The 13,003-nt window shown below is 60.3% G+C and carries 9 protein-coding genes; 6 read left to right on the plus strand and 3 right to left on the minus strand.

Annotated elements, in window-relative coordinates; all coding sequences use genetic code 11:
* The first annotated feature begins 100 nt into the window (after nt 1–100).
* From AKL28_RS11240 to AKL28_RS11250, 3 genes are read left to right on the plus strand one after another with little or no spacing between them, the layout of a single operon-like run.
* On the plus strand, nt 101–1,186 hold the full coding sequence (locus tag AKL28_RS11240) for an efflux RND transporter periplasmic adaptor subunit (RefSeq protein ID WP_050468239.1): 1,086 nt from the start codon (nt 101–103) through the stop codon (nt 1,184–1,186).
* Entirely contained in the window at nt 1,183–4,326 is a 3,144-nt protein-coding gene (locus tag AKL28_RS11245) for an efflux RND transporter permease subunit (RefSeq protein ID WP_050468228.1), read from the plus strand. The genes AKL28_RS11240 and AKL28_RS11245 overlap by 4 nt, the downstream gene beginning before the upstream one ends.
* The gene (locus AKL28_RS11250; RefSeq protein ID WP_050468229.1) at nt 4,326–5,795 is read left to right on the plus strand and encodes an efflux transporter outer membrane subunit; all 1,470 of its coding nucleotides are present in this window, start codon (nt 4,326–4,328) and stop codon (nt 5,793–5,795) included. The genes AKL28_RS11245 and AKL28_RS11250 overlap by 1 nt, the downstream gene beginning before the upstream one ends.
* Nucleotides 5,796–5,896: 101 nt before the next feature.
* Here AKL28_RS11250 and AKL28_RS11255 read toward each other — a convergent pair whose 3' ends face one another.
* Nucleotides 5,897–6,664, minus strand: a complete 768-nt coding sequence (locus AKL28_RS11255) for a flagellar brake protein (protein WP_050468230.1) — start codon at nt 6,662–6,664, stop codon at nt 5,897–5,899.
* A 279-nt stretch (nt 6,665–6,943) separates the two neighbouring features.
* Nucleotides 6,944–7,726: an AraC family transcriptional regulator gene (locus AKL28_RS11260; RefSeq protein WP_050468231.1), complete on the minus strand. Its 783-nt coding sequence runs from the start codon at nt 7,724–7,726 to the stop codon at nt 6,944–6,946.
* Nucleotides 7,727–7,947: 221 nt separating this feature from the next.
* On the opposite strand from AKL28_RS11260, the gene AKL28_RS11265 reads away from it, so the two are divergent.
* From AKL28_RS11265 to AKL28_RS23890, 3 genes are all read left to right on the plus strand, one after another.
* Complete coding sequence (locus AKL28_RS11265) at nt 7,948–10,104, plus strand: TonB-dependent siderophore receptor (protein WP_082221447.1); 2,157 nt, start codon at nt 7,948–7,950, stop codon at nt 10,102–10,104.
* Nucleotides 10,105–10,119: 15 nt separating this feature from the next.
* Nucleotides 10,120–11,244: a PepSY-associated TM helix domain-containing protein gene (locus AKL28_RS11270; protein WP_050468232.1), complete on the plus strand. Its 1,125-nt coding sequence runs from the start codon at nt 10,120–10,122 to the stop codon at nt 11,242–11,244.
* Nucleotides 11,245–11,366: 122 nt separating this feature from the next.
* Nucleotides 11,367–11,561, plus strand: coding sequence for a hypothetical protein (locus AKL28_RS23890; protein ID WP_082221448.1), 195 nt, complete (start codon nt 11,367–11,369; stop codon nt 11,559–11,561).
* Between the two features lie 205 nt (nt 11,562–11,766).
* Here AKL28_RS23890 and AKL28_RS24415 read toward each other — a convergent pair whose 3' ends face one another.
* On the minus strand, nt 11,767–12,807 hold the full coding sequence (locus tag AKL28_RS24415) for a hypothetical protein (protein ID WP_156226298.1): 1,041 nt from the start codon (nt 12,805–12,807) through the stop codon (nt 11,767–11,769).
* Nucleotides 12,808–13,003 lie beyond the last annotated feature (196 nt).

Here is a 13,003-nt window from a genome sequence, read left to right on the forward strand (position 1 = left end):
CCATGAAAGGAACGTCGTGAAACTTGCCCTCCATTCCCGCCATTTCCCTCTGCGCAGATTGCCTGCGCGCGTTGCCGGCGTGCGGCGCCTGGCGCCTTCCGTGCTGGTGCTGTCGCTTTCATTGACCCTTGGGGCTTGCAGCAAGCCGGCGCCGGTGGCCGAAGCGCCGCGCGAAGTCGTGGTCTTGCAGGCCCAGCAGCGCAATAGTGCGCAAGTGCTGCATTTGCCGGCCGAAGTGCAGGCGCGCTTCGTCACGGCGATGTCCTTCCGGGTGGCCGGCCAGCTGGTGGAGCGCCGTGTGCATCTGGGTGACACGGTGCGCAAGGGGCAGGTAGTCGCGCGTCTGGATCCGGCCGATGCCGAGCACAACGCCGCCAGCGCGCGGGCCGAACTGGCCTCGGCGCGGCAGCATCTGGATGCGGCGGAAAAGCAGCTCAAGCGCGATACCGAACAGGCGCGCGAGAACCTGATCAGCCCGCAACAGCTGGAGCAAAGCCAGGATGCCCATGCGGCAGCGTTGTCCCAATTCAAGGCGGCCCAGGCGCGGGCGGCGGTTGCCGGCAACCAGCGCGACTACACTGCCCTGGTGGCGGAGCACGATGGCGTGATCAGTGCCGAGCAGGCCAATACCGGCGACGTGCTGTCGGCCGGCCAGCCGGTGTTTTCGCTGGCCTGGTCCGGTGCGGTGGACGTGACCACGGATGTGGCGGATAACCAGGTCACGCGTATCCATCCGGGCGCATCGGCTACCGTCACGTTGCCTGCCTTGCCGGGCCGCAGCTTCAGCGGCCGCGTGCGCGAGGTGAGCCCGGCGGCAGATCCGCAAAGCCGTACCTACCGTGTCAAGGTCACGCTGGAACAGCCTGATGCGGCCCTGCGCCTGGGCATGATCGGTGAAGTCGCCATCGCACCGGGCGGAAGCGAGCAGCCGGCGGCGCCGGTCATGGTGCTGCCCGCCACAGCCCTGTTCCACCAGGGCGACAAGCCCGCGGTATGGGTCGTCAGTGGCGACGGCAAGCTGGAATTGCGTCCGGTGACGGTAGCGGCCTACGGCGAGCGCAGCATCTCGCTGACGCAGGGCGTCGGCGCCGATGACAAGGTCGTGGTGCAAGGCGTGCATACGCTGACCTCCGGTGAAAAGGTCAAGCCAATCGCCCCGCTGCATGCCGAGGACTTCGCACTATGAGCGCGCCCGGCCGTTTCAACCTCTCTTCCTGGACCCTGCAGCATCAGGCGCTGGTGACGTTCATCCTGGCGCTGGTGACGCTGCTGGGCATCGGCTCCTACACCAGGCTGTCGCAGTCGGAAGATCCGCCATTCACCTTCAAGGTGATGGTGATCCAGACCGACTGGCCGGGCGCTACCGCGCGCCAGGTGCAGGAGCAGATCACCGACCGCATCGCACGCAAGCTGCAGGAAACGCCGGACGTGGACTTCCTGCGCAGCTACTCGCGCCCGGGACAGTCGCAGCTGTTTTTTACCATCAAGGACACGGCGCCTGCGGCGCAGGTCCCCAAGACCTGGTACCAGGTGCGCAAGAAGGTCGGCGACATCGCCGCTACCTTGCCGCAGGGCGTGCACGGGCCTTACTTCAACGATGAGTTCGGCGACGTCTATACCAACATCTACGCGCTAGAAGGCGACGGCTTCACGCCGGCGCAACTGCGCGACTATGCCGACCAGTTGCGCGGCGAGCTGCTGCGCGTGCCCGGCGTGGGCAAGATCGATTATTTCGGCGACCGCAACCAGCATATCTACATCGACATCGGCAACGCGCAGATGACGCGCCTGGGCATCAGCCCGCAGCAGCTGGCCGACGCCATCGGCGGCCAGAACGCGGTGGTGCCGGGCGGCCTGGTCACCACCAGCGATGACCGCGTGTATGTGCGGCCCACCGGCCAGTTCGAGGATGTGCGCTCGATCGAGAACAAGATCATCAACATCAACAACCGCAGTTTCCGCCTGGGCGACATCGCCACCATCCGGCGCGGCTACGACGAGCCGCAGGAGCAGGAAATGCGCTCCAACGGCAAGCCGGTGCTTGGCATCGGCGTGACCATGCAGCCGGGAGGCGACGTCATCCATCTTGGCAAGGCGCTCGACGCGCGTACCGAGGAACTGCGCAAGCGGCTGCCCGCCGGACTGGCGCTGACGGCGGTTTCCAGCATGCCGCACGCCGTGGAAAAATCGGTGGACGACTTCCTGGAAGCAGTGGCCGAGGCGGTCGCCATTGTGCTGGTGGTCAGCCTGGTATCGCTGGGCATCCGTACCGGCATGGTGGTGGTGATCTCGATTCCCGTCGTGCTGGCGGTGACGGCGCTGTTCATGGACATGTTCGACATCGGCCTGCACAAGGTTTCGCTGGGTACGCTGGTGCTGGCATTGGGTCTGCTGGTGGACGATGCCATCATCGCCGTGGAGATGATGGCGGTGAAGCTGGAACAAGGATGGAACCGCCGCCGCGCGGCTGCCTTCGCCTATACCAGCACTGCCTTTCCGATGCTGACCGGTACGCTGGTGACGGTATCGGGCTTCCTGCCGATCGCGCTGGCCAAGTCGGGGACGGGCGAGTACACCCGTTCGATCTTCGAAGTTTCGGCCATCGCGCTGTTGTTGTCCTGGCTGGCGGCGGTGGTGCTGATCCCATTGCTGGGTTACCACATGCTCAAGGAGAAGCCCGGCGCGCTGACCGACGAGCAAATCGCCGCCAATCCGCATGCCGGCCATGACGAGGAAGACCACGACCATCCGATCTACCAGACCAGGATCTACACCCGCCTGCGCAAGATGGTGGCCTGGTGTGTGGCCTACCGCGGCCGCGTGGTGCTGGCTACAGCGCTATTGTTCTTCGGTTCGCTGGCGGCTTTCGGCCTGGTGCCGCAGCAGTTCTTCCCCAGTTCGGATCGCCCGGAACTGCTGATTGACCTGCACTTGCCGGAGCGGGCTTCTTTCGAGGCGACCAGGCGTGAGGCGGATCGTATGGAGGCCGTGCTCAAGGGCCGCCCGCAGATTGACCATGTGATCAGTTTTGTCGGCACCGGCGCGCCGCGCTTCTACTTGCCGCTGGACCAGCAGCTGTCCAGTGCCAATTACGCGCAATTCGTGGTCACGGCCAAATCGGTAGAGGATCGCGAAGCCCTGGCCAAGGCGCTGGAAGAGCCGCTGCGCACCCAGTTCAGCGGCCTGCGTACGCGCTTGACGCGGCTGGAGAACGGCCCGCCGGTCGGCTTCCCGGTGCAGTTCCGCGTCAGCGGCGAGCAGATCCCCAAGGTGCGCGCCATCGCCGAGCAGGTAGCGGCGGAAATCCGCAAGGAGAGCCGCGCCACCAACGTGCAGTTCGACTGGGATGAGCCGGCCCAGCGCTCGGTGTCGTTCGAAGTGGACCAGAAGCGCGCCGGCGAACTGGGGCTGACATCGCAGCAGATTTCCAACTTCCTGGCCATGCAGCTGTCGGGTTATACCGTGACCCAGTACCGTGAGCGTGACAAGCTGATCAGTGTCGACCTGCGCGCGCCGCGCAGCGAACGCGTCGATCCCTCGCGCCTGGCCACGTTGTCCATGCCGACTGCCAACGGCCCGGTGCCGCTGGCCACGCTGGGCCACTTCCGCAATACGCTGGAATACGGCGTGATCTGGGAGCGCGACCGTCAACCCACGATCACCGTGCTGGCCGACGTGCGCGCCGGCGTGCAGGGTATCGACGTCACCAACGCGGTCAACGAGAAGCTCAATGCGCTGCGCGCCGGACTGCCGGTGGGTTACCGCATCGACGTCGGCGGCCCGGTCGAGGAAAATGCCAAGGCGCAGTCCTCTATTTCAGCGCAGATGCCGTTGATGGTGATCGCCGTGCTGCTGTTGCTGATGGTGCAGCTGCAAAGCTTCGGCCGCACCATGATGGTGGTGATGACAGCACCGCTGGGCCTGATCGGTGTGGTGGGTGCGCTGCTGCTGTTCCACCAGCCGTTCGGTTTCGTCGCCATGCTGGGTACCATCGCCATGCTGGGCATCATCATGCGCAATTCGGTGATCCTGGTGGACCAGATCGAGCAGGATATCGCCGCCGGACGCGGACGTTTCGACGCCATCGTCGGCGCCACCGTGCGCCGCTTCCGCCCCATCACGCTGACCGCGGCGGCAGCGGTGCTGGCGCTGATCCCGCTGTTGCGCAGCAACTTCTTCGGCCCGATGGCCACGGCCCTGATGGGCGGCATCACCATCGCAACCGTCCTGACCCTGTTCTACCTGCCAGCCCTGTATGCGCTGTGCTACCGGGTCAAGACCAATGAAACCCACCACGGCGACGCGGCAACGCAAGGGAGCCACTGATGCGCACTCATGAATCGTTCAAGCTACAGCGACTGGCAATGCTGGTGATGCTGGCCCTGTCGGGGTGTGCCCTGGGGCCGACCGGCGATGCGCCCGCCGTGCCGCAGCCCAGCCACTATGCGGTGGAACCGACGCCGGACACCATCGGCCCCGACGGCGCCCGCCAGCAATTCGTGCTGGGCCAGCGTGCCGTGCCGCAGTGGTGGCAAGCCTATGCGTCGCCCGAATTGTCGGCCTGGGTGGATGAGGCCTTGAAGCACAACCATTCGCTGGCGCAGGCCGAGCGCAGCCTGGCAGGCGCCAAGGAACAACTGCGCGGGCAGATCAACGAATCGCTGTGGCCCACCATCGATGCGGTCGGGCAAACCTCGCGCCAGCGCGCATTGGGCCTGCCGACCATGGGGCCGCCGACCAACCTGTACAACGTCTTTTCGGGCGAGATCAGCGCCAGCTACACCTTCGATCTGTTTGGCGTAGAGCGTTACGCCAACTCGGCGCTGGCGGCCCAGGTCGATGCCCAGTCCTATCAGTTCGACGCGGCGCGTCGCACGCTGGCCGCCAACGTGGTGATCACCGCCGTCAACGCGGCCTCGCTGCGGGCGCAGGTCATGCATACCGAACGCCTGGTGGCGCTGGCAGACACGGATGCGGAAGAGTTGCAGCGGCGCGCTGCGATCGGCGCGGTGCCGGCCGATGATGTGTTGGCGGCCCAAGCCAACGCGCAGTCGCTGCGCGCCAGCCTGCCGGGATTGAAGTCGCAATGGCAGGCCATGCGGCATGCGCTGGCCGTGTTGATGGGGCGTACGCCGGACGCCGCGCCAGATGATCTCGACATCGCCGCTTTGCGCCTGCCCGAGCATGTGCCGCTGTCGGTGCCGTCGGACCTGCTGCGCCAGCGTCCCGACATCCTGGCCGCCGATGCCGCATTGAAAGTCGCCGCAGCGCAGGAAGCGCTGGCCACGGCCGAGATGTTCCCCAGCCTGTCGATCAATGCATCGTTCGGGCAATCCGGCTTCAGTTGGCCCAAGGCGACCGGCGCTGCAGGTGCGGTGTGGGGCATCGGGGCATCCATCACGCAACCGATCTTCCACGGCGGTGCCCTGCGCGCACGCCGGCGCGCAGCACAGGAAGCGTACCTGGCATCGGAAGACAATTACCAGCAGACGGTGTTGAACGCTTTCCAGAACGTGGCCGACAGCCTGGTGGCGTTGACCCATGACGCCGACGCGCTGCAGGCGGCATCCGCCGCGCGCGGCCACAGCGAGCAGACCTGGCGCAATGCGCAAAGGAGAACGGCGCTGGGAGCAGTCCCGCCAAGTGCGGCACGTGCTGGCGAGCGCCAATACCTCAACGCGCGCCTTGGCGAGATCCGCGCCACGGCGACGCGGCTGGCCGATACGGCGACCTTGTTTCAGGCAATGGGCGTCAGTATTGATGCACCGGAGGGAGCCGTTCAGGAAAAGCGCTAGCCAGTCAATACGATGGCAGTCTTGAGCGAACGTGGGGGAAGGGACTCGCTGGAAAGGGGAACGCGGGAAAATCGAAAAACATGGCAATGCCGCCCTGATATCTATTGGGCGGCATCGTCCTTGATTTTTATTTTCTGAGCATTTTGTTCGCGTTCCAATTGCAAAATAAATTTTTGAATGGAAGCTAGAACAGCGCGCGGGGTCTCGACGAATTCACAGCCAAAATGGTGCGCATAACTTTCGTTAGGCTGTTCTTCTTTTTTGAACGAGCGAATCTTCAGCCTGACAGGGACAGTAGTGGCCACGCCCAATTCCAGGTGGCAATCGTCATAAACGGTATTCACCTGCAATGGAACCGATGCGCTTTTGTCGGTAATGCCAATGCCCCCCGCGCTGATATTGCTGATCGCAACCCAGACCAGATTGAATTGTCCGTCGGGCGAGGTGAAGCGGATTTTGCAGCGCAGGGATGAGGTTGATGGAACGGCAATGCGGAAAAATTCGCGCCGCTGTATGCGTACCAATTGATCCGGTATAGCCACCTTCAATGCCAAAAACTGCTCATGGGCTTCAGTGTGACGAACCTGCTTGGCGGAAAATTTGATCAAGGCGTTACGCGGGTTGGCGGCAAAAACCACATCGCTGCTTTCCACGATCGCTTTATTCAGGCTGGGAGTCGGAGCCGCCTTGACGAACATGACGTCCTCTTCCATGCGCAAGATGGAAGTCGCAATCGCCTCTTCCATATCCTTGAGACGGATGGAGAGTTCGAGATTCTCTTTCATCATCGTGCTCAATAGCGCAATGATTTCCCTCTTGGACGACACTTGGTATCCTGCGTCTTCTGATTCGAGCGCATTATTATTCATTTGCAAGACCCCTCATGTCTCTATTCAGGAAAGAATCAAGTGATGCCGTTGCCATGCGCCACGGCAAAGAGGCGCATAAAACGAGGCCATAGAATATCACTTGGATTTCCATGCGGCAATCGCAAATCTGGCCTGCAGGCCAGTTGGGATGGGGATTCTTGCCATTTCGGCAGCGTATCCGAAGGCACTGTTTGGGGGGCAGGAAGGAACGAACCGTCAAGAAGCAAACCAGTTTATTCGATCAAAGTCTGCTTCTGGCCGATTGAGGACCTGTAATGGTTACGCCTTCAAGTACTTTTGCGGTGTTGTCCCCATTACCTTGCGAAACATGGTGATGAAAGCAGCGGCGGATGAGTAACCTAGCGTCGCGGCGACTTGTTTCACAGGTTCCTGCTGCGCCAGCCGGTAGATCGCTTCCGCGATCCGCATGTGTTGGCGCCATTGGCCAAATGTCATCCCGGTTTCATCGCGGAACAGCCGCGCCAGGGTGCGTGCGCTGACACCGATGCGGTCGCTCCAGCCATCCAGCGAACTGTCATCGTGCGGAGCACCCATCAACTGCTCGCACAATTGACGCAGGCGCCGATCCTGCGGTAGCGGCAAGACGCTTTTCCTGACCTGGGTGGCTTGCTCCAGGCAACGCAGCAGCAACGGAACGATCAGCGCGGAGCGGCCATCGGGCGCGTATTCCAGCGGCTCGTCAAGCATGCCCAGCAGCAGTTCGTGCAGTAGACCGTTGACCTCAATCAGGCTGCACTGGCTGTGCACCCATGGCACCACTTCGGGTTCGAAATAGCCACTACGCAAGGCCACCTTACCCACTGCATGAAGTTCGTGGTCGACGCCCGGCGCCACCCACATCGCATGGGTCGGGGGCAGCAGCCAGCTACCTTCCGTCGTCAGTACCCGTAATACGCCGTTGGTCGCATACAGCAATTGCGCTTGTTCATGCGCGTGCCATATTTCACGGTAGCCGTCGCCGTAGTCGTAGGCGCGAACCACCACCGGTCTCGGCAGGCGGCGGTAGCCTGCGCCGTACTTGTTGCGCCAGATATGGTCCATATTGTCTGTCTGGTAAAGAAATTGGAAAAATAGCTAATAAACTGCCAGATTATGTCTGTTTTGCGATATTTTTTGGCAATACAAAATAAAACCTGACGTTCTACAATGGCCTGCGTCGAGCACGGGCTTATCTAGCCATCTGCCAACATCCCTCTCTGACAAAGCGCCGCTTACTCCTCGTTCCGCGGCCGACAATAAAAATTCTTTGGGATCCATCATCCATGTACGTCATTTCCTCGTGCGAGGCCTTGCCGGCTATTCGCCTGAAGTTTCCCTCCGTCCGCACGGCTGTCGCTTTGCTTTGCCTGGGATTACCGCCGTTGGCTGGCGCCCAGACGGCCGTCGGCGACACACTGCCGCAGATCACCGTGTCGGATACCCAAGCCCAGGAGACGCCCAATGGGCCGGCGAACGGCTATGTGGCACGTCGCAGTCTGAGTGCGAGCAAGACGGACACGTCCTTGTTGGAAACACCGCAGTCGGTTTCAGTAGTGACGCGCCAGCAAATGGATGATCAGGCTGCGCAAACGCTGGATGCGGCCCTGCGCTATACGCCGGCGGTCTATTCGCAAGACAACGACATTCGTTTCGACCAATTGTCGGTGCGGGGATTTTCTGCGGACTCCTATCTGGATGGGCTCAAGCTGGTGGTCACCAACTGGTTCGTGACACCGCGCATCGATCCGTATTTCCTGGAGCGTGCCGAAGTGCTGCGCGGTCCGACGTCGGTACTGTACGGCCAGGGTTCGCCCGGCGGCATCGTCAACATGGTCAGCAGGATGCCGACGGAAGAGACCTTCCATCGTATCGATATGCAAGCAGGCAACCATGACCGCTATCAACTGGGGTTCGACGTCGGCGGTCCGCTCAACGGCGACGGTACGGTGCTCTACCGGGTAACCGGACTGGGGCGGGCCGCCGGTTCGCAGACCGACTATGTCAAGGAACAGCGCATGGCCATCGCCCCGTCCCTGACCATCAAGGCCAGTGGCGATACCAAGATCACTTTCCTCTCGAGCCTGCAATACGACCCCAAGGGTGGGCTGTTCAATCCGGTACCGCCTTCGGGGAGCGTTCTGGCCAATGGCAACGGCCGCATCCCGCCCTCGCGCTACCTGGGCGACCAGACGCGCGACGGCATGACGCGCACTCAGGCTTCGCTGGGCTACATCCTGGACCATCGCTTGAACGACACCTGGTCATTCCGCCAGAACGCGCGCTACCTGCACGACGACATCGATTACTACCAAAGTTCGGTGAGCTCGCCGTTGGGCGCCGACGGCCGTACCGCGGGCATCTGGGCCAATATCAACAATGAACACCTGACCAACTTTGCGATCGACAACCAGTTGACAGGAAAATTCAAGACCGGTGGCCTACAGCAGACTTTGCTGGCGGGTGTCGATTACCAGCGCACGCTGGCCGGCATCAATCGCGGCGGCGCCATGGTGGGATCGATCGACATCTTTAATCCTGACTACAGCGCGTTGCCTTCGGTGTCCATCAGCACGCTGGAAAACTATTCGCTTACCCAGGGTGGTCTCTATTTGCAAGATCAGGCGCGCTTGGGCCGCTGGCTGCTCACGCTGGGCGGACGCCAGGATTGGACCACCAGTGACGACGTGCAGCGGTCCGCAGCGACAGGCGCAGTCGCCGCTCGCGCGCGCCAGAGCGACAGCGCCTTTACTTGGCGCGCGGGCCTGAACTATGTATTTGACGGCGGCGTGTCGCCTTACATGAGCTATGCCACTTCATTTGCACCCAGCATCGGCACCAACAGCACCGGCGGGCTGCTCAAGCCGACTACCGGCAAGCAGGTTGAAGTAGGGGTGAAGTACCAGCCTGCCCAGACCGACGCATTGTTCACCGCAGCCCTGTTCAACCTGGTGCAGCAAAACGTCCAGACCGCCGATCCGAACAATGCCATGTTGACGGTGCAGACCGGCGAAATACGCTCGCGCGGCCTCGAACTGGAAGCGCGTGCCAATCTGACGCGCCAGTTGAAGTTCATCGCTTCTTATACTTACCAGCAACTTGAGGTGACCAAGTCCAATGACGGTAATGAAGGCAAAAAGCCTGTCGAGGTTCCAGAACAGATGGCGTCTGTCTGGCTCGACTACACCATGGGCCGCTTTGGTGCCGCTGCCGGCGTCCGTTACGTCGGCGCCAGCGCCGGCAACGCGGAAAACACATTGGAAGTGCCATCCCATACGCTGGTGGACGCTGCCTTGCGCTATGACTATGACCAACACTGGCGTCTTGCGCTGAATGCCGCCAATCTGTTCAACAAGGAATATGTGGCCTATTGCAGCAATAACCTGTTCTGCTATTGGGGGCAGACGCGTTCCGTACTGGCGACGGTGACTTATCGCTGGTAAGACCGGAACCGCAACATGAGAACCTGGCAAGCGATCCACAGCTGGAGCAGCCTGCTGTGCACGCTGTTCCTGCTGATGCTATGCCTCACCGGGCTGCCTTTGATCTTCGCCGATGAGATCGAGGTAGCGACTGGCACGCAGGCAGCTTTGCCGGCCATATCAGCGCAGGCTGCGCCAGTTAGCGTAGACGCTATCGTGGCCACGGCGCACGCGCGATATCCCGGTGAATTCCTGCGCTTTATGACCTGGGATCGCGATGAACCGCGCCGGCTTACGCTGAATATGGCTACTACGCCGGATGCTCCGGCTGCAGCCGGCCATACGTTGGAGTTTGACGACGCCAGCGGCATCCTGCTTGACGAGCAGCCACGCAAGACCGGCTTCCTGCAATTTGCCTTGAGGCTGCATCAGACCTTGTTTATGGGGCTGGCAGGTGAGTTGCTGTTGGGGGTGATGGGCCTATTGTTCGTGCTGGCGATTGTGTCGGGCGTGGTGTTATACGGACCGTTCATGCGCAAGCTCTCCTTTGGCGCCATTCGCCGCCAGCGCGCCCTGCGCATTCGCATGCTCGACTTGCACAACTTGCTGGGGATTTGCATCACCGCATGGTTGCTGGTCGTGGGGGCGACTGGCGTAGTCAATACACTGTCCACGCCCTTGTTCGCTTTATGGAGTGCGCATGAACTACCGCATTTGATGCAATCCGGGCAGAATACGGCGCCTTTGCGGCACATGGCATCGGTCGATGAGGTGATCGGCAATACCAAGGCCGCATTGCCTGGGAGACGTGTCAGTGGCGTAGTGTTTCCCAATGCGCATTTCGGCAGCGCACACCATTACTTGTTGTGGACGCTGGGCAATACGCCGATTACCTCGCGCATGTTCCAGCCGGTTCTGCTCGACGGTGAAAGCGGACGCGTGTTGTATGCCTCTGTACTACCGTGGTATCTGCGCGTGCTGGAGATTTCGCGGCCATTTCATTTCGGCGACTATGGCGGTTTTCCACTGAAGATACTGTGGGCGGTTCTGGACTTGATGACGATTGTCATTCTGATCGGTGGACTTTATCTGTGGGTGCGGCGTGTTGTTCGCTCGGCCGCGACTGGTGTTGGAGGGCATGCGCCACCACCAAATACCTGAAGCAAGGCCGTCCGGGCAGCGTCTGGACTTGGCCGGCAACCGCTTCTTCTAATGTACCTGTGTGATATTTTCACACTGGATCGACTCATTTTGCGCAACTGCGTAATTGCGAAAATCTCACCATGAACACACGTCCCGGCTCATTCCTATTCATCTGGACCATGCCATTGTTGCTTGGCGCACTAACGGTGTTTGGCCTGTTGGCAGCCCTGCTGGGCAATGGCACGTGGCATGTGCTGGCGTGGGTCAGTTTGGCAGTGCCTGTGATGACGGTTTTTTATTATGGATTGGGCCGGCGTAGTCAAATCCGCGATTGACACTTTGAATAATCGCCCGCTTACGGGAAGTGCGGACAAGCCCAAGAAAAACTCACTGAATACACTCAAAAGATCCGGTGTTCCCATCACTGGCAACGGATATCCGAACTGAAAATACTGAACCCGCTTTATTCATGTCCCGAAACCAGAAGCCTGCCTCTGGCCGAATGCGGCCGTCTAACATGGACGTCGCATAGTTGTTGGACTAGTCAAACATGACCCAGCAAACATAAGGTTGTGTAACGGAGTTGACCTTTGCGTTCGCTTGGCAATAACAACCGCCTGCGTTTTTTCCATCGAACTCTTCACGCACGCTCCGGGTGGCTCCTTCGCAGGCCGCCGCCCTGGTGTCTCCCCATCCGAATGTATTGTTTCTGTTCCGCGAGCACGCCGGGGTGATGTCAGACTTATCGCCAATGGCACCTGCGGGAAGACAGGCAGATGCCGCAACCGGTTTTGCCGATGTCGGGGTAGTGGTCTTGGTGGCCGCTGCGCGCAAGTCGTTATTCGGGGCTGTACGGCTTTGATTATTCTTCGTTGAATTGGGAACTGCGGGAATTACTGGCAACGACTGGCCAGATGTTGCCCGGTAATTTTGTGAAGCTAAGTTGGCTACTTGTACCAGCGAGCTTAATGTCTCGATGGTGAACCAGCTATCTTGCTTCGCTTTATTTTTTTCTATGCGAATATTCTCAAGCTCATCGGCAACGTTTTTATTTCGCAATCGAACCAGGCGAGTGATTTCTGTGCCGGCATCATCCATGGAATGGATTGTTTTCTCCTTGTTGGTTCCGCCGCGCTGAATCAATTTTTTCAACATATCCATGTTGGCCGGGATGCGGTCCCGAAAATACTTGTCCGGGTCATAAGGGGACTTTTCTGCCAACGTCAGATAGATGGTTGTCAAAACCTCATCTACCGGGAGCCTCGCATTCGCCAACTGGCTGCAAGGTTTATTCACGTCTGCACCATGGGCCAAGAGATAGTCTACTGCCACCGCCGCAGATGGCTGAGGAGCCAATACGCATAACGGCGTGCGTGTATTCGGTTGATTGGTCTCGGTCAGATAATCACCGTTTGGATCAATACGGCCAGCCAGGACTTCATGAATCAGCGCGTCGGGTTTTCCCACCCAGGCCAGTCCCGTTGGCGTTATCGATCCGCATGCTGTCAAACTAATGGAAAAAATTGCTATCGACAGTACCTTCTGGCAGCGCGCATACCAAAGCCCCCGTTGTCCATCCATAGCCCCTCCTTTTTTATCTTTTTAGAGCCTGTGCTTGGGCGCACAGACAGCTTGGATTGTATATTTGATTGTCAACGCGTCGTTGATATTTGTAGCTGATGGGAGACGCAACAGAGAAAAATCAATGGTTGCTTCTGGCCGGAAGCCGACATACTTCGCATTCCGATTCTTGCCAGGTCGTTGGCATTTTCATGTT

Origin of the sequence: Herbaspirillum chlorophenolicum (assembly GCF_001189955.1) — a bacterium.
Taxonomy (GTDB): domain Bacteria; phylum Pseudomonadota; class Gammaproteobacteria; order Burkholderiales; family Burkholderiaceae_D; genus Herbaspirillum; species Herbaspirillum chlorophenolicum.